The sequence below is a fragment of the Priestia sp. JV24 genome (assembly GCF_025910025.1).
Classification (GTDB): domain Bacteria; phylum Bacillota; class Bacilli; order Bacillales; family Bacillaceae_H; genus Priestia; species Priestia megaterium.
In genome coordinates this window covers 1-17,074 of sequence record NZ_JAPCIN010000037.1, presented here as the reverse complement: position 1 = coordinate 17,074, position 17,074 = coordinate 1, and the positions used below count along the sequence as shown (strand labels likewise).

Below are 17,074 nucleotides of genomic sequence, written 5' to 3'. Positions count from 1 at the left end.
TATTTACTTAACTATAAATAAAACTTAAGTAAAGTTATTCCCTGAAAAAAGAGTCGATCACATCATTTATTTTTAAAGTTATATGTATATGAATCTACAAATCTGGCCAGACTAATAACGTATTCCCCCTATTCCAATAAATTTGAAAATCCTTTGCATATTTGCAAAGGATTATTTTTTGCTCTGATTCATTTAAATACAGGGTGTATGGAAATATATATTTTTATTTAAGTAATTCTTTCTGATAACAAATACATTCATGAACTCTTTTATATTCACTCATAAGTTTTTCCTTCTCAGTGCCTGTATAATGGGCAAATGCTTGAATTAAACATAAACCTTGCACTGAGCTATGAATCGCTTCCTTTATTTCCTTAGAGCTTTCAAGGAATACATGTAAATAGGACGTCTTAATTTCAAAACGGTTTTTTAAATACCATTTGTTCACCCAATTATCATCACGAGTCCATGCTTCGAGATAATTAATACCTAGTTTTCTAACTCGATTCTCTGCTTCACAAAGTAATTGATATGCGATTCCTTTACGACGAAAATCTGGGTGAACAGCAATATGCCAAACCATACCTCCAAGATTGGTCCCTTTTTCAGAACAAATTGTTCCAGCCTGCATTTCACACTCAATATCGATAAGTCCTACTACTTGATTATTTTCTATAGCTACTAGTTCAACAGCTAAATTTCCATATTGCTCCTTACTTGTAAGGACGTTATCGAAATACGCAGTATCTAAGAAAGCTAATACTCTACATCTGACCCAACCAGTTTCATCTGTACTTTTATAATCTCTTATATACAAGAAAATCCTCCTAAATTCAAGAAACTTTTAGTAGGACATTCTTCAAGAATTAGCTAATGTCCTTGTTAGCTATGATGTTAAATGTATTTGTTTACATAAAACGTGTTATCGGAAATAACATGGTAAAAGGCTCTATTTCTTCTATAATAAGGGCCTTTTATTTGTGAACTCATACTTTTATGGATAGGGAAAAGTTTATGTGATTTTGAACGATACATTTCTAATCTATAACTAATTACATTTAAGTTCAAAAGCATTTCGAGTAGAGAAAAAAGGAAAAAATCATTTAATAATTTTTTAAAAATAGGACTATGAGAAATCATCTTTTTTTACTATAATCTATCTGTATAATCTTACGATGCAAATTTCCCACTTGATCCATGTAATACAAATCAGTTTTTACTTTTTATTTTTATGATTACATGTAAGTCAAATTAAATATAGACTGAAGGAGCGTAAATAACCCTTGGTATTCGCGATTATTTATGAATTTTTATCCTCCCTACTAATAAAGCCTAAGCCTGAACCAAAAATTAAAAAACGCGTTAGTTAGTTTAACAATTCATATAAGAAAGATAAAGCCCATCCACTTAGGTCGATGGGCTTTTTTATCTATTTTATACTATATTATCCTAACCACCCTCTTCTTTTCTTTCTTCTAGTCTAGTGTAGAAACACTTTTGTTCACTATCACATAAAAATGCGACGTATGGTTAAAATATCCAAAGATAAGAAAATGCTAAAACTATGCCTTTATCCTTTGAAAATTAAAACATAATAAAGAACTGTCACCATGAACGATTCTTAACATCATTAAACAGGAAAAGGTTTCGTCGTTCGTCAAGTGAAAGTAGGGAGAAGTTGTGGTGTTAAAGGATTCATTTTTTATGCGTTCAAACAAAGACCGCGAAGAAGGTGACAATAATGAAACGTAAAGGGGCTTTTCTTTTACTGCTGGTGACGATGATGGTCTTGCTCTCCAGTTGTTGGAGTAAAAAGGAGTTAACTGACCTGGCCATTGTATCAGCAATGGGTGTCGACAAAACTAAAGGTGGGAAATATCATCTAACGTTCCAAATTATTAATCCAGGGAATGTGGCAGGAGGTATGCAAGGAGGAGGCGGTGGTACTCAAAGCCCTCCTATTACCATCTATTCAGCTTCTGGCGACAATTTAGTCGAAGCAAGTAGACGGGCTTCAGGCACAATTTCTCGCCGATTGTATTATGCTCATACAAACTTGGTCGTAGTTGGAGAAAAAATGGCACGAGAAGAAGGGCTTAATACATTAATTGATGCCTTTGATCGTGATCCGGAATTTCGGAATACTTCCACCCTCGTGATTGCCAACCATTCGTCCGCAGCTGATCTTGTGAAAACGTTAACTCCAGTTGATAAGATTCCAGCGAATAAGGTACTAAAAACCTTAGAGTTTACAGAAAGAAAATGGGGAGAGAATGTAAAAATATCCCTCCAAGAGGTAATGAAAAGTCTTGAATCTCCTGGAAGAGGAACCGTCGTATCAGGATTTCGCCTGGTTGGGAATCCCCAGCAAGCACAAAAGCTGGATAACCTTCAAGAAAGTGCACCTGAGTCAACGCTTCAAGCTTCTGGAATTGCCGTTTTAAAACAAGGTAAGTTAGTGGATTGGCTGTATGGAAAACCAGCAAGAGGAACGGTATGGATTATCGACAAAATCCAAGGAACGGATATTAATATTAATTGGGAAGGAAAAAAAGAAGCGATTGCCTATCAAACTGTACGCCAAAAAACAAGTGTGTCTGCCCAAGTGAAGAATGGTCAACCTCATATTTCTGTTCATACGCGTGTTGAAGGAGATCTCGGTGAAATGGAGGTACCAGTTGATATAACGAATCCAAAGGTTATCACAAAGATCGAACAATCTGTGAGGAAAGAAATTAAGAAAGAGCTGAAGAAAGCTATTGAACGTGCGCAAAAAAACAAAACAGATATCTTAGGATTTGGGGAAGTAGTTCACCGTTCTAGGCCAAATCAATTTAAGAAATTAAAAACGGTATGGAATGATGTGTACTTTCCGAAGTTAGATGTAGATGTTACAGTGGAAGCCTATGTACGTCGCGCTGGCTTACGAAATAAATCGTTTCTTTCAGGGTTAAAAGAGAATCAAAAGTAAGGAAAAGGAGGTGCCAGTGAATGGAGAAAGCAAAAATTAGTGCCAGTCAGCTCTTTATTTTAATAGTTCTGTTCGAACTGGGAAGTGCTTTACTGGTACCTCTTGCTATGGGAGCCAAACAGGACGCTTGGCTTGCTATTCTACTTGGAATGGGATGCAGTTTTGTTCTATTATTAGTCTATTATAGGCTTTATTCGTATTATCCAGATCTCTTGCCTACGGAGTATGTGCAAATTATTCTAGGTAAAGTGATGGGAATTGTACTTGCCTTTGTCTACCTCCTTTACTTTATGTATGATGCTGCAAGGGTTCTCCGTGATTTTGGCGAGATGTTGTTGACCTTTGCCTATCCTGACACGCCTTTATTCATCGCGAATGCATTATTAATGCTTGTCATTATTTATACAATCAGAAAAGGAATTGAGGTCATAGCTCGATCAGGAGAGCTCCTCTTTATTTTCATGTATATTCTTGTGGTCGCTGGATTTATTTTGATTGTGACTTCAGGTTTAATCGATGTTACAAACTTGAAACCTGCACTGGAAGAAGGTCTGTTACCACCATTAAAAGTGGCATTGTCTGAAACGTTATATTTTCCGTTTACCGAAGCTATCGTATTTACAATGATATTGCCGTATTTAAATAACTCTAAGAAGGCAAAAGTGACCATGCTATGTGCAACTGGATTAAGTGGGATCAATTTAATTATTACCATGCTTATTAATGTCTGTGTACTCGGGGTTGATTTAACTGAACGTTCCCAATACCCACTTCTTAGTACAGTTGAGAGCATCCAAGTAGCTAATTTTTTAGAACGTCTTGATGTGTTTTTTATGATTGCTTTAGTTACCGGTGGCTTCTTTAAGATAAGTGTGTTGCTTTATGCGGCTGTCATAGGAACGGCCAACTTATTTAAGATTAAATCACCTTCACGACTTTCATATCCTATAGGGCTTATGATTCTATTTATGTCAATGACGATTTCTAGCAATTTTCAAGAACACCTCCATGAAGGATTGGGGATAGAGATGTTTGTTTTGTATATTCCCCTCTCTGCGATTATTCCTCTTCTGCTGCTTCTTGTTGCTTTCTTGAAAAATAGAAAGAAGCAGAGAGAGTAACAGGTTCATTTGCTTGATTTTTCTGAGGAGGAAATAACTCTTACAATCCGTGAATCCTTCTAAACTAGTGCTTATCAATGTGAATTTAAACTATGTGAGGTGATTTTTCTGTATAGTTGGTTTTATGATCATTTTGTTAATACTATCCTGTTTCCTCTTACTTGTATAATGATGGTAGCTATCATGTTGAGTGCATATGCGTACTTTAAATTAAAAAAATAGATAATTAACAGTTTCAGGGCTTGTTGATTCATAACGGAGCTTTCTTCTTTAAAACTTGATTATTTATACAAAATACAGTTATCACTTATATTAATGACTTAAGAAAAGCTCGCTATCTAAAAAAGTCAGGCATCATAATGAATTTTATCTGCAACAACATGGTAAAATGGTCTATTTTGATCTATGATGAAGCTCTTATTATTCCTGAACTTATACTTTATTGAACACTCCTTGAGCACCAATGCACACATTTTGTTTTAGTTTTTGCTGAGAAAAAGAGTAACTTTAGGGTTGCTCTTTTTTTTGTTAAATGGTATAATCTCCAAAATATAAAGATTCTACATGGTTTTAGTTTTGTAAGATAAAACTTATCGGAGAACCGCCTTACTTTTGTAGGGCGGTTTTTTCGTGCTATTTTTTTGGATGGTATCCGAGGTTTGCATTTACTTTTCCAGTTAGTCCATCGTTTTCAGCAGGAATTTTATTTCCGACAGATTGGGGTACATCTACTGGTTGGATACTTCCACCGTTTGTATCATAACTATTGCTATGATTGTTATTATTATGTGTTTTATTGAAACTGTGTTCTGGCATAAAAACACCTCCTAAACGTATTATTTGATTTGTGTTGAAGAAAATAAGAGGTAGTATGAGAAAATTACTAATACAACTACTCACGAAAAGACTTTTAATTTTATGTATGAGTTCGCTAACAACACGATTTTAGGCAAAAAAAGAGCAACCGTGATTATTTCGGCTGCTTTTAGTAGAGCTCATACATATTTGATGTATGGAATAAGCTATTTTCATCATATTTTTCGCATATAGGCTATTTTTTATAGGGGTTAACATATGTATAAAAGGAGCGCTTTTTATACATTCTCGTTTCTTTCAACTATCCAAAGAATGTCATATCAACAATGTATAAAAAGATGTATACTCCGGAAAAGGGACTCTTAGCTGAACCCAAGTGGCGCACAGGGTTCTCTTTTTCGTGTCTTCCGGAAAGAGTGTTTATGTAAACTAGGAACGTATATAATATACATACATATTAGACGGTAAAAGGGGATAAATTTCTAATGGAGAATGAGAAAAAAATTATAGAGTTAGTCCAAGGAGTCGTAGAAAAATTAGTCAAAAGTAATATAGAGTCATTACCTTTAGAAGATGATACTGAGATAATGGATTTGAGAGAGGAATTAGATTACTATCCAGGAGTTATGACGCTTCCTCCAGAAGAAGCCTATTATCGATTAGATGATATTATTTATATTTATAAACAAACTGTTCCCCATTTTCGCTTAGGAAAGAACAATTTAAAAAACGAGTTCCCTAAATTGCTATACATGGTGGACTTTGACCTATATTACGATAATGAACGTAGTGACTTAACTCTTCAGTGTAATATTTATGAAGATAAACATGGAAAATGGTTTATTAGAGTTAGCAATATACATGTGATGTGAAAAAGGAGCTATGTAAATGGATGATTGTTTATTAGAGTTACCAAACGAACTAATAAAAGGACAAAAATTAGCAATGCAAGGTTCTTATCAAAGAAGAGCCCCTTCAAAAAAGGCAATTCCCCATGTCCTGGCAGCAAGAAAAGGACTTGAAGAATATGTCAAACAGTATTCAAATGATGCTTTAGCTTGGCAATTGTTATCTCAATCTGAGGAATATCTATTAAATTACAACGCAGCTTTGACGGCACTTCAGAACGCACTATTTCTTGATAAAAAAGATAAGAAGTTATTAAAAAGATTAGCTCTATTAAAAGAATATGCGGGTAAATGGCAAGAGCTAGATATGACATCAGAGCAGTTGCAATCATTAGAAGTATACTTACAAGAAAAATTAGAAGTGTATGGTTGTGATCATACACTTGTTTATACCAGAGAGTGGTTAGATATAAGCACTTTACATAATAAAAAAGCCAAGGTAGTAAAGGCTTTACAAAATCAAGGTGGTTTTTGTGACTGTGAAGTTCTTATGAATGTAATTGATTAGATTAAAGTGCTACCTAGAACGCACATTATGTTAAGTAAACAATGCTCCACAAATCCGTTATTTTATGACTATTCAATAACTTACAATTTATAAGCTGTAAAAGCCACTAGTAAAAGGACTTTTAGTATCAAATATGTTAATTAAATGTGTATAGGATATTCATCTAAAAAGAGAAAAAGTCAATTCAAAATAGTAGAGAATTTCTTTTATACCAGCTGCATAGTTAGAGCAGCATAACATATTCTGCTTGAGGCCCTTTATGACCTTTATATTCTATATAAGAAACTTCCTGACCTACTTTTAAAGAGTTGGAGTTATAAACGGAACTAAAATGAACACATAACTCCTCAAGCCCATTATCTGGTAAGATGAACCCAAAATCTTTTTCCTTGTCGTAACATTTCACTGTTCCTGTTTTACTTTCTATTATAGATAATTTCCTGCTACATTTATTTGTAAGGTAATTATACATAAATATAAAATAAGCTGCCTCTTTATAATCCTTAGTAGTTTTTATAGTAACCAAAGATATATAGCAGATAGAAAATTTTTTAAAAAAAGCACATAAGAGATGAACTTTTTCTCGGAAAATATAGGGCTTAGGATTGCTGGTTATACTCTATGATTCTTATTTTGTTTTATACCCACTGATAAAGCTTGTTATAGAAATAAAAAATACATGTTACGAAAAGTTTTTGTCTAGTAATTCAATTACATTATGGAATTTTATAAATAATTATTTGTTATGTAAGCGTTTTCTATTATACTTAAGTTAGGTGGATAGCATGCGTGGCTATCGATGTATTTGGCGCAGGTGGGGCCCATACACAAAGAAAGAATGAACTTTTCTTAACTCTGTGTTGTGTTACATACAACTTCGTACATACAAGTTAATACAATCAATACGTACATTATTAATTTGTATGTATAAGAGATTACTAGATAGGTAATGATAGAAGTAAGAAACATAAATAAAGGAGGAAAAGATGTTGAAAGAATATAAACAGGTGTTTTCTAATTTTATTGATGAAGACCGATTCGAACTACATTCATACCTTACTTATTTATTTAATCAATCTCAGGATAAAGATTTAATTCAGTTAGAAGATGAACATATAACATAATAAATGTACACATATTGTAAAGTGGAAGGGTAAATATATGAATAGAAAAAATAGGATAAGCGACCTTACTGTTCGAATTAGGATAGATAAGTCGCTTATTATTGTTCTCATGTAAAGGCTTCCTGTTAGTGGGTTAATTCTATTACAGAGGGTATTCTATGAGATACTTCGAAGCTTTTTAGTTAATCGTAAGAGGGTTTCTTTATCCTTATTCTTTAAAGCTTGTTCCATTTGCACCAAAATTTCTGTTTTTTGAACGTCACGTAGATTTTTCATTGATAAAAGTTGATTAAATGTAGAATTCATGTCTTTTATCTCTCCTATCTTTGTGCAACCGTTTTTCTTTGTATTCCACACCCATCATTCTTTTTCCTTTAAAAACTTTCCATATTTAATAAAAAAACTCAGTCAAAAAAGACTGAGTTTCTGCTTATTATATGCTATTTACACCACTTTCTACCATAGCATGTTCCCAGCTAGGGAAAAAATAAAGTGCATTTTTCATTAGTTTTGGATGTGTTTGCTTTACTTTTTTCTTTTTTAAAGATTGTCCATTCGTTCCTAAGTACTGGATTTGGGCTTTGACTTCTTCGACCGTCATATCGGCTTGCATAAGATCACTCCCTTTATCAAGTTGACTCTAGTATTCCCTTCTTTCAGATAGATAAAACATATACTTCTAGAATTAGCTTATATTTATTTATATTTAATACAAATTATAAAGAATAACTATAACAAAGACTGCCCATTATGTATCAGCCTTCTACCAAGGATTTTTTCTCCGGAGTATGCAGCTTTTTATACATATGCTTGTCTCAGAAAATAGTCTTTATATCCTCTTATATCTAGATAATAAAATATTCCTTGAATTAAGGTAATAATTCATAAAGACTAAGTTACTCTTCATAGTAGTACGCATTACAATTTTTGTTAAATTAATGGTTGTATTAATCAATTACTCAACTTCCTCTCTATATAGCTTCATCATTTACAAAAAATAAAAACGATATTTCTATAAACATATGCTTGTCACTACAAAAAATAGTCTTTATGACGAAAAAATATATGTTATTATTTAACTCCAGTTATACATTCCTTTAAAAAGTTACCACTCCAATGCCTTTAGATAAAGTTGCTTTTTCTTATTTAACTACTAAAGAAACTTCCACTCTTTCTTTTTCTCTTATAATGGTGATGTCCATAACTTCCGTGATGATCACGGCCTTTTCTATAATCATCACTACTGCTATAACTCTTAAAAGGTTTTGATTTTCCTCTCTTGTAATCACTACTACTGTAATGCTTATGTTTATTATTCATTAGTGAATCAAACAGTTTCTTGAACATGATTTAATCACTCCTCATAATTAGTTTAAATCTATAAAAAACAAAAAACGCTTTTATCTTTTTAGTAGATAAAAGCGCTTGATGTATAAACACAGACTTCACCTAACTAAAAATGTAGGCAAAGGTCTTGCTAACAATTAAGATTGCCAACAAAGCCGGAAACATTCTGTTTCGTAGTGACGACTTTTGTTGTACAGCTACTCCCCTTTGGAGTATTAAGTTTGTTCAATGGTAACGTAAATCGATTGTATAAGTCAATTGAATTATCTTTTAGAATCTTATTCTTACCGTTTATCTCAACCTAAAATCCTTCTAAAAATCCACTCTTTTAGAGTGACTTACATTACACAAATAAAACCCTTAAACATTATTTTAGTGTTACACTTGAGAGTTGTGTAACTAACTTATCTAGATAATCCATATACTTTTTAAAACATTTAATTACAAGTGCCATGACGTTACGATTTTCTACACCTCGTTAAAACCAAGTATACATAAAAATCACCTCAAATAGCTTAAATTCACATTGATAAGCACTATCTTATAGGAATTCATCGGATTGTAAGAACCACTTCATCTTTTGAAAAGTAATTTGCCCAAACCTGTTATCCTCTCTGCTTCTTTCTGTTTTTCAAGAAAGCAACAAGAAGAAGCAAAGGAGGAATGACCGTAAGAAGAGGGATATATAGAACCAGCATTTCCACCTTTAGTCCTTCATGGTTATGTTCTTGAACATTACTCGCAATGGTAATAGATAAAAAGAGAATGGTTAGCCCTAAAGGATACGATAACCGTGAAGGTGATTTAACCTTGAATAAACTAGCAGTTCCTACGACAGCTGCATAAAATAGCACACAAATTTTAAAGAAAATCGTGATGATTAATGCGAGCATAAAAAATACATCAAGACGTTCTAAAAAATTAGCTACTTGGATGCTCTCAATTGTACTAAGAAGTGGGTATTGGGAACGTTCAGTTAAATCAACCCCGAGTACACAGACATTAATAAGCATGGTAATAATTAAATTGATTCCACTTAATCCTGTTGCGCATAACATAGTTACCTTTGCTTTCTTGGGGTTGTCTAAATAGGGTAAAATCATCGTAAATACAATGACTTCTGTAAATGGAAAATACAACGTTTGAGTAAATACCACTTTTAGGACAGGGAATAAACCTTCTTCCAAAATAGGTTGTAAATTTTTTATCTCGATTAATCCAGAAGATACAATTAAGATAAAACCAGCAACCGCAAGAACATACATAAAAATAAACAGCAGTTCTCCTGATCGAGCTATGACCTCAATTCCTTTTCTAATGGTATAAATAATGACAAGCATTAATAATGCATTCGCGATGAATAAAGGTGTGTCCGGATAGGCAAAGGTTAACAGCATCTCACCAAAATCGCGTAGAACCCTTGAGGCGTCATACATAAAGTAAAGAATGTAAACAAAAGCCAGTACGGTTCCAAGTACTTTCCCGAGAATCCTTTGCAGATACTCTGTAGGCAAAAGATCGGGATAATAGGTATAAAGCTTGTGGTAGATTAACAATAGAACGAAACTGAATACCATTCCAAGCAGAATCGCAAGCCACGCATCTTGTTTTGCATCTATTGCAAGAGGTACCAATAAAGCACTACCCAGTTCGAATAGAACCATTAAGATAAAGAGCTGACTAGAACTAATTTTAGCTTTCTCCATGTAACTGGCACCTCCTTTTCTTTACTTTTGATTTTCTTTTATTCCTGAAAGAAATGACTTGTTTCGTAAGCCAGCTCGACGTACATAGGCTTCCACCGTAATATCTACATCTAACTTTGGAAAGTACACATCATTCCATTCCGTTTTTAATTTCTTAAATTGATTTGGTCTAGTACGGTGAACCACTTCGCCAAATCCCAAGATATCCGTTTTGTTTTTTTGTGCACGTTCAACAGCTATCTTTAGCTCTTTTTTTATTTCTTTTCTCACCGATTGTTCGATTTTTGTAATGATTTTTGGATTGGTGATATCCACAGGTACCTCCATGTCACCGATATCTCCTTCAACACGTGTATGAACAGAAATATGAGGTTGCCCATTCTTCACTTGAGCAGACACACTTGTTTTTTGTCGTACAGTTTGATAGGCAATGGCTTGGTTTCTCCCACCCCAATTAATATTAATATCGGTACCTTGGATTTTGTCGAGAATCCATACTGTACCTCTTGCTGGTTTTCCATACAGCCAATCCACTAGCTTTCCCTGTTTTAAGACAGCAATTCCGGAAGCTCGAAGTGTTGCTTCAGGTGCACTTCCTTGAAGGTTATCCAGTTTTTGTGCTTGCTGGGGATTCCCAACTAGACGAAATCCCGATACGACGGTTCCTCTTCCAGGAGATTCAAGGCTCTTCATCACCTCTTGGAGTGATGTTTTTACATTCTCCCCCCATTTTCTTTCCGTAAATTCTAAGGTTTTTAGGACTTTATTCGCTGGAATCTTATCGACTGGCGTTAACGTTTTCACAAGATCAGCTGCGGTCGAATGGTTCGCAATCACGAGGGTGGAAGTATTCCGAAATTCCGGATCTCGATCAAACGCATCAATTAATGTATCAAGTCCTTCTTCTCTGACCATTTTTTCTCCAACTACAACCAAGTTTGCATGGGCATAATACAATCTCCGAGAAATTCTGCTTGAAGCCCTTCTACTTGCTTCGACTAGATTGTCCCCCGAAGCCGAATAGATGGTAATAGGAGGGCTTTGAGTACCGCCGCCCCCTCCTTGCATGCCTCCTGCTACGTTTCCTGGGTTAATAATCTGGAGCGTTAAGTGATATTTTCCATCTTTCGTTTTATCGATACCTACGGCTGATACAATGGCAAGGTCGGTTAACTCTTTTTTACTCCAACAACTCGAAAGCAAGACTGTAACCAGCATCATCAATACAAGAAAAGCCCCTTTACGCTTCATTGTTGTCACCTTCTTCAAAATCCCGGTTCACCATACCACGGGATGCAGGAGGTTGCGGGCGTTGATTTGTCCCTTCTCGAACGGTATTCGTACTAACTAATCGCGGTCTTTGTCTCAGTGTCCACCATGGCAACCGTACAACTGTATCACCCATGTTTACTGGTATGAAGGGAGCGAATGGGGCCATATAGGGCACACCAAATGAACGTAAGCTGCATAAATGGACGACCATCATCAGAAGAGTCAAAATAATCCCATAGAAGCCAAATGACGCTGCACCTAACATAAATAAAAAGCGAATTAAACGAGCCGAAATGGCCATATCAAAGGAAGGTGTGGCAAAACTAGCAATCGCGGTAATAGAGACGATAATGACCATAGCCGGTGACACAATACTCGCTTGGACAGCTGCTTGCCCAATTACAAGAGCACCAACGATAGATAAAGCCGAACCAATAGCTTTTGGCAGTCGAATCCCTGCTTCACGTAAAATTTCAAAGGTTAATTCCATAACAAGTGCTTCCACGAATGCCGGAAAAGGAACGGCTTCCCTCTGTGCGGCAATAGCTACAATAAGTGTTGTTGGCACCATCTCCTGATGGAAGGTTGTGACAGCAACATAAGTAGCAGGGGCAATAATCGAAATCAGAAACATAAAAATACGTAAAAGACGAATCGAGGTTGCAATGTCAAAACGCGTATAATAATCTTCAGCCGATTGGAAGAATTGCATGAACACAGCAGGCGCAATAAGTACAAAAGGGGTTCCATCGACGAAAATGGCAATCCGTCCCTCTAATAGATTCCCTGCCACTACATCCGGTCTTTCGGTGTTGTAAATAGTTGGAAAAGGTGTCATCGTCTCATCTTCAATGAGTTGTTCAATATAGCCTGATTCTAAAATGCTATCGATATCAATTCGATGTAATCGTTGACGAATTTCTTCAACGACCTTGTCATTGGCAATACCATGGATGTACATAATGGCCACATCCGTCTTTGTTGCGCGCCCTACCTTCAAGCTCTCCGTCCATAAATCAGGGGTCTTAATGATGCGACGTACCATGGCTGTATTGGTCCCGATAGACTCTATAAATGCTCCTTTGGGACCACGGACCACCATTTGGGTACCCGATTCCGAAATGGAACGTTTTTCTCCGCCTTTGGTACTTGCACTCAGTGCCTTACCTATTCCATCCACTAGAACAAGAGTATCACCTGCCATTAAGGCTAAGAATAGGTCATCCCAGTTATTGATGGATGATACGTTACCAACCGTCATCATATCTTCAGAAAGCAGGTCTATCACATTGTGCTGATTTACTTCTTCTTTCTGATCATCTTTCATCATAGATTGCAGTAAATACTCTTGGATCGATTGGTTGTCTACAATTCCTTCTACATAGACAATGGCTGTTTTAATGTCGGAGTTTCCTCCCATTTTTATCTCACGAATAACGACATCTGAACTATTTCCCGTTTTCTGTTTAATCTTATTAAGGTTGCCTGATAATGAAACTTGTATCAGTTCTATTGAATGATCAGTAGTTTGATTTTCGTCATCCTGTTGTCGTTTCTTTTTTGGTTTTCGTTCTTTAAAAAACGAAGGCATAGATTTAAACACCCTTCTTTAAGTTTTTATTACTTTAACCATATAAGAGTTTTTTATGTAAAAATTAACAAAAAATATTTATGTATCATCATAAAGGAAAGAGAAGAACCTATTAAATGGAGCGTGATAGATATGAAAATCATGGCTATTAGCCTTTTAATCATGGGATGTTTAATGGCCTTTTCTTTAGGCATCGATATTTTTCAAGGATTTGATGTTTCTCAGGCGTTGTACAACGCCGTGAGTCCTTTTCGGGTAATGGAAGTTGCCGAATTATTTGTGCTTTTTTTTCTTCTTTTTCTTTTTTTTGCTGAATTTTTATATCTTTTTATGAAGAAGAAAAATCAAAGCAAGTAACCATATACTCATTAATTATTATTTCCAAAAATAGGAAATTGACATAATGGTAATTTAGTTCAGGCCGTTCATTTCAATCGGTTCTTTCATTAATCAAGATCCACATAATACAATCCATTGTCTATGTTCGTCAGTTGGTTTTTTAGCCATTCCTTCACATTGTTCATTCTGGAATCAAAAGCCATTTGAAAGAGACCCGTTAACTGAAAATCAGTGAAATGATTTCTTTTTAATTTGAGAAAAGCCTCGTGATAGGAAGAGAAATGAAGCTGTTTGAATAAAAAATCGTCCATTGCCTCCCGAATATACGTTTCATTTTTCCAACAATTCATGGGAACATGAGCAAATTGCCAAGGCTTAAAGACACCGGGATAAACAGCTTCTACCACTTGAAAAGGGGATTGGCCGAAAAGGGAAAAGACACCTCCTAGGCTATGTTGATTAAAAAAGTGATTATTAACCTGTATAGGAATCTCTTTAAGAGGGATTTTTAATTTTTCCTCTATTACATACTTTACTGCTTCAATAGCTCGTTTTTTTCCCTCTTCTCCATCCCAATATTTATCAGGAACCTGTTGGAATTGCCAAGGTTTAAATCTTCCTGGATAGGCATTGTCAATGACTTCATAATAATTCCATCCATATAGCATAGCAGGGGGTCTGAGACGATGAGACCACAATGTATTTGCGCTTACTTGAAAAGGAATTTCATCGATGGGGATTGATAAGTGTTGCTCAAGTAAATAGCATGTTATATAACTCATATATTTTTTGCCTTCCTTACCTACGAAGAAATAATTAGGAAATCGTTTTCTTTTCCTCTCTAGAACATGTTGATACATTTCAATAACTTGTTCTCTATTCACTATCCTAATCTCCTTTTAAATATGCATTTTTAATTAGTGTCTATAATTATGGAATTTTTATACAAGGAGAGCATTGTTGAATGAATAAAGGAAAATACATGTTTACGGATAGGAGTTCCTGAACATGTGATTATTTATAAAAAAAGGAGAATACAATGAGTTAAGTGACTGATAAGCTATCATGTATAAAATTATGACGTCACCAACTACTCTAACGAACAACAAAAATATAACTCTTGAAAATTATGTATACGATATAGAAACCAAAAAAGCCATGGATACGTAGATTCATGGCCATACTTTTAATAAATTCACTCATTGTAAAAGGGAGAAATAGAACAGGTATCATCTGTCATAATGTATTGATGTATTGATGTAATTGTTGCAGAGTAGTGTCCAACGCTGAAGATAAAGATTCAGCAGCATATGCACAAACAGAAATCATACCTTCTTCTTTAACAAAATTATCGGCAGTTGATTCAAATTCTTCTAGTAAAAGAACATCTGGTTCCTCTGAAGCCCATTCTACGTGAGCCCAGGTTCTGATCCATGTATTTTTTGTTTTCAATATAGACAAATCTTCTTGAAAATGAGTAAGAATGGTTTTTGTGTGAAAATCACCATTTGCCAAGTAATAATCAAAATTATTAACTAAACGAATAGCTTCTTTTTGTTGATGACTAAACTCTTTATCAATATTAGCTTTTAGTTGAGGAAGTTTCCTCATACTCTCAATTATCAATATACGTTGTTTACTCTCTAATCCATTCTTAATAAAACTCATTAAATTATTTATGTAAAATTGGTTATTCTCAAAACGGTAAAAGACATGGCCTTTATCAAATTTTTTAGAACTAGATATAGAATTAACTGTTTTCATAGTTCACCTCAGAATGATTTTAGCGAAATTTTCTAAAAATCTATAGAGTAATATGGCATTCTTATTTGTGATGATTTCACATTAATTCGATTTAAGATGTATATCATATGCGGAGCTAGAATTTTATCAGTATTATAGCAAAACAGCCCCAGAGTTCTAACTCCAAGGCTATCTTAGTAATGATTACTTAGATAGAATAAATTTTATTTACTTTTTCAATACGAATGTATTTTCACAAACGTATCTACATTTCCTAATATAGAGGAAACTTCTCTATTCCTCCTAAAGTCGGTTCTGTTCTAGATATTCTTTTAATGTTTGCTGTAATGTCCCTTTTGCTGCTGCCTTGTCCTCAAAGGAGATCCCTGAGTGAATCATTGTTCGCACTAAGTCAGCACGTAAGCCTGTAATAATAGCTTTACATCCCATGATTGAAATTCCAGTTAATATTTTTTGAAAATGGTCAACGACATGCATTTCCATGTTAGCAATTCCAGACAAGTCTATGATTAATGTTTCAATCTTTAAATCTGAGATGCCCATCAATACTTTCTCCTCAATTGTTTGGATACGATTGAGGTCAATCATTCCGATCAACGGTAGTACAGCTACAGATTGGCTAAGTGGTATAATAGGCACCGATAGATTTTCAACTAAGTCTCTCTGGGAGGCAATTAATTCATCTTTATACTTGGAATAGCTTATGAGGAAAGTGTTAAGAAATTGATCAATCCGATCATTAATACGTTTCTCTAAGGCATAAAATTCTTCACGGCCATTAAAATGGTTATTCATTCGATCATATTGGTAGAGGAAATGCCACAATGTTCGTCTAATAGCCTGTACCCATTCTAGTTTGAAGGCAAGAGTTAAGGCATGCTCTGCCCAGGCTATCCCTTCTTGTTTAGTGAAAGCAACGAGTTGTTCTTCCTTTTTCTCTACCACATATAGAGATAATTTTTGAGCATTTTTTAAAAGATCAATATTTCCTAAGAGGAAAAGAAATTGCATTAAAACATATTAAAGTTTTTTCCAGTTATTTGGAGATGTGTTCACTACCAACACCTATGTCATATGACCAAGATATCACGGATTCTGAAGAACCACCTTTTTCTGATAAATTAATGGCATTTCATTTTAGTTTAATGATTTATGCTGGAATTGGAAACTATGGGGTATCTATTTCTGAAGATCAGAGGACGGATATGGATGTAGATTATTACCGTTTAATAGCTGAAATTCTAAAGTATTCTGAGGATGGTGCTAATATTATGATTGCAAATGAGTGGTTAGAACAACCACCTTTAGCAGCTAATCGAAGGGATTTAGCAAAGGATTAAAACAATGTGGCAAACAAAGAAGAAGCATTGTTGTGGAGTATTGCACTTCCAGGATTCGGACAGTATTTAAACGGCAAATTTTTTAAAGATTCCATTTTGATACTATTAGAATTAGTTGTTAATGTTCAATCAAACTTTAACGAAATCATTATTTTAAGTTTTCACGGAGATATTGAAAAATCTATCCAACATGCTGATTATCGATGGCTGATGTTTTATCCATGTTTATATTTTTTTGCAATGTGGGATGCTTGGAAAGATATAGGT

The 17,074-nt window shown here is 34.6% G+C and carries 19 protein-coding genes and 1 pseudogene; 8 read left to right on the top strand and 12 right to left on the bottom strand.

Features of this window, described 5'->3' with window-relative positions:
- Positions 1 to 223 precede the first annotated feature (223 nt).
- Positions 224 to 817, bottom strand: coding sequence for a GNAT family N-acetyltransferase (locus tag OK414_RS27755; protein WP_404932077.1), 594 nt, complete (start codon positions 815 to 817; stop codon positions 224 to 226).
- A 924-nt stretch (positions 818 to 1,741) separates the two neighbouring features.
- On the opposite strand from OK414_RS27755, the gene OK414_RS27750 reads away from it, so the two are divergent.
- The gene (locus OK414_RS27750; RefSeq protein WP_205664436.1) at positions 1,742 to 2,971 is read left to right on the top strand and encodes a Ger(x)C family spore germination protein; all 1,230 of its coding nucleotides are present in this window, start codon (positions 1,742 to 1,744) and stop codon (positions 2,969 to 2,971) included.
- A 20-nt stretch (positions 2,972 to 2,991) separates the two neighbouring features.
- Entirely contained in the window at positions 2,992 to 4,092 is a 1,101-nt protein-coding gene (locus OK414_RS27745) for a GerAB/ArcD/ProY family transporter (RefSeq protein WP_205664435.1), read from the top strand.
- A 633-nt stretch (positions 4,093 to 4,725) separates the two neighbouring features.
- On the opposite strand, the gene OK414_RS27740 is transcribed toward OK414_RS27745, so the two are convergent.
- Positions 4,726 to 4,908, bottom strand: coding sequence for a hypothetical protein (locus tag OK414_RS27740; RefSeq protein WP_028410102.1), 183 nt, complete (start codon positions 4,906 to 4,908; stop codon positions 4,726 to 4,728).
- Positions 4,909 to 5,393: 485 nt separating this feature from the next.
- Between OK414_RS27740 and OK414_RS27735 the strand changes: the two genes are divergently transcribed.
- Together OK414_RS27735 and OK414_RS27730 are read left to right on the top strand one after the other, a co-directional pair.
- Positions 5,394 to 5,780 carry a hypothetical protein gene (locus OK414_RS27735; RefSeq protein ID WP_205664434.1) on the top strand — a complete coding sequence of 129 codons (387 nt, stop codon included), beginning with the start codon at positions 5,394 to 5,396 and terminating at the stop codon, positions 5,778 to 5,780.
- A 16-nt stretch (positions 5,781 to 5,796) separates the two neighbouring features.
- Complete coding sequence (locus tag OK414_RS27730) at positions 5,797 to 6,324, top strand: DUF2695 domain-containing protein (protein ID WP_205664433.1); 528 nt, start codon at positions 5,797 to 5,799, stop codon at positions 6,322 to 6,324.
- A 223-nt stretch (positions 6,325 to 6,547) separates the two neighbouring features.
- On the opposite strand, the gene OK414_RS29985 is transcribed toward OK414_RS27730, so the two are convergent.
- Complete coding sequence (locus tag OK414_RS29985; RefSeq protein ID WP_234943148.1) at positions 6,548 to 6,796, bottom strand: cold-shock protein; 249 nt, start codon at positions 6,794 to 6,796, stop codon at positions 6,548 to 6,550.
- A 514-nt stretch (positions 6,797 to 7,310) separates the two neighbouring features.
- Between OK414_RS29985 and OK414_RS27725 the strand changes: the two genes are divergently transcribed.
- Positions 7,311 to 7,448 (top strand): hypothetical protein, encoded by a 138-nt coding sequence (locus tag OK414_RS27725; RefSeq protein WP_013056525.1) that lies wholly within the window; start codon positions 7,311 to 7,313, stop codon positions 7,446 to 7,448.
- A gap of 156 nt (positions 7,449 to 7,604) precedes the next feature.
- Here the strand turns inward: OK414_RS27725 and OK414_RS27720 are convergent, their stop codons facing one another.
- From OK414_RS27720 to OK414_RS27695, 6 genes are all read right to left on the bottom strand, one after another.
- On the bottom strand, positions 7,605 to 7,754 hold the full coding sequence (locus OK414_RS27720) for a hypothetical protein (RefSeq protein ID WP_205664432.1): 150 nt from the start codon (positions 7,752 to 7,754) through the stop codon (positions 7,605 to 7,607).
- Between the two features lie 127 nt (positions 7,755 to 7,881).
- The gene (locus tag OK414_RS27715; protein ID WP_025751503.1) at positions 7,882 to 8,061 is read right to left on the bottom strand and encodes a hypothetical protein; all 180 of its coding nucleotides are present in this window, start codon (positions 8,059 to 8,061) and stop codon (positions 7,882 to 7,884) included.
- Between the two features lie 533 nt (positions 8,062 to 8,594).
- Positions 8,595 to 8,795 (bottom strand): hypothetical protein, encoded by a 201-nt coding sequence (locus OK414_RS27710; RefSeq protein ID WP_025751504.1) that lies wholly within the window; start codon positions 8,793 to 8,795, stop codon positions 8,595 to 8,597.
- A gap of 605 nt (positions 8,796 to 9,400) precedes the next feature.
- Entirely contained in the window at positions 9,401 to 10,501 is a 1,101-nt protein-coding gene (locus tag OK414_RS27705; protein ID WP_205664431.1) for a GerAB/ArcD/ProY family transporter, read from the bottom strand.
- Positions 10,502 to 10,522: 21 nt separating this feature from the next.
- On the bottom strand, positions 10,523 to 11,752 hold the full coding sequence (locus OK414_RS27700) for a Ger(x)C family spore germination protein (RefSeq protein ID WP_263046214.1): 1,230 nt from the start codon (positions 11,750 to 11,752) through the stop codon (positions 10,523 to 10,525).
- The gene (locus OK414_RS27695; protein ID WP_263046213.1) at positions 11,742 to 13,364 is read right to left on the bottom strand and encodes a spore germination protein; all 1,623 of its coding nucleotides are present in this window, start codon (positions 13,362 to 13,364) and stop codon (positions 11,742 to 11,744) included. Before OK414_RS27695 ends, OK414_RS27700 begins: the two co-directional genes overlap by 11 nt.
- Before the next feature lie 132 nt (positions 13,365 to 13,496).
- Here OK414_RS27695 and OK414_RS27690 point away from each other — a divergent pair, with 132 nt between their 5' ends.
- A complete protein-coding gene (locus OK414_RS27690) occupies positions 13,497 to 13,721 on the top strand; it encodes a hypothetical protein (protein WP_205664429.1) in 225 nt (74 codons plus the stop codon).
- An 89-nt stretch (positions 13,722 to 13,810) separates the two neighbouring features.
- Here OK414_RS27690 and OK414_RS27685 read toward each other — a convergent pair whose 3' ends face one another.
- The 3 genes from OK414_RS27685 to OK414_RS27675 form a co-directional block, all read right to left on the bottom strand.
- Entirely contained in the window at positions 13,811 to 14,587 is a 777-nt protein-coding gene (locus tag OK414_RS27685) for a DUF4046 domain-containing protein (RefSeq protein ID WP_205664428.1), read from the bottom strand.
- Positions 14,588 to 14,939: 352 nt separating this feature from the next.
- Positions 14,940 to 15,467: an MEDS domain-containing protein gene (locus tag OK414_RS27680; protein ID WP_234943146.1), complete on the bottom strand. Its 528-nt coding sequence runs from the start codon at positions 15,465 to 15,467 to the stop codon at positions 14,940 to 14,942.
- Between the two features lie 282 nt (positions 15,468 to 15,749).
- Positions 15,750 to 16,478 (bottom strand): STAS domain-containing protein, encoded by a 729-nt coding sequence (locus OK414_RS27675; RefSeq protein WP_234943145.1) that lies wholly within the window; start codon positions 16,476 to 16,478, stop codon positions 15,750 to 15,752.
- 29 nt (positions 16,479 to 16,507) lie between these two features.
- Between OK414_RS27675 and OK414_RS27670 the strand changes: the two genes are divergently transcribed.
- Both OK414_RS27670 and OK414_RS27665 read left to right on the top strand, forming a co-directional pair.
- Positions 16,508 to 16,807 carry a DUF3231 family protein gene (locus OK414_RS27670; RefSeq protein ID WP_234943144.1) on the top strand — a complete coding sequence of 100 codons (300 nt, stop codon included), beginning with the start codon at positions 16,508 to 16,510 and terminating at the stop codon, positions 16,805 to 16,807.
- A 6-nt stretch (positions 16,808 to 16,813) separates the two neighbouring features.
- A pseudogene (locus tag OK414_RS27665) lies at positions 16,814 to 17,074 on the top strand (hypothetical protein); the annotation flags it as partial.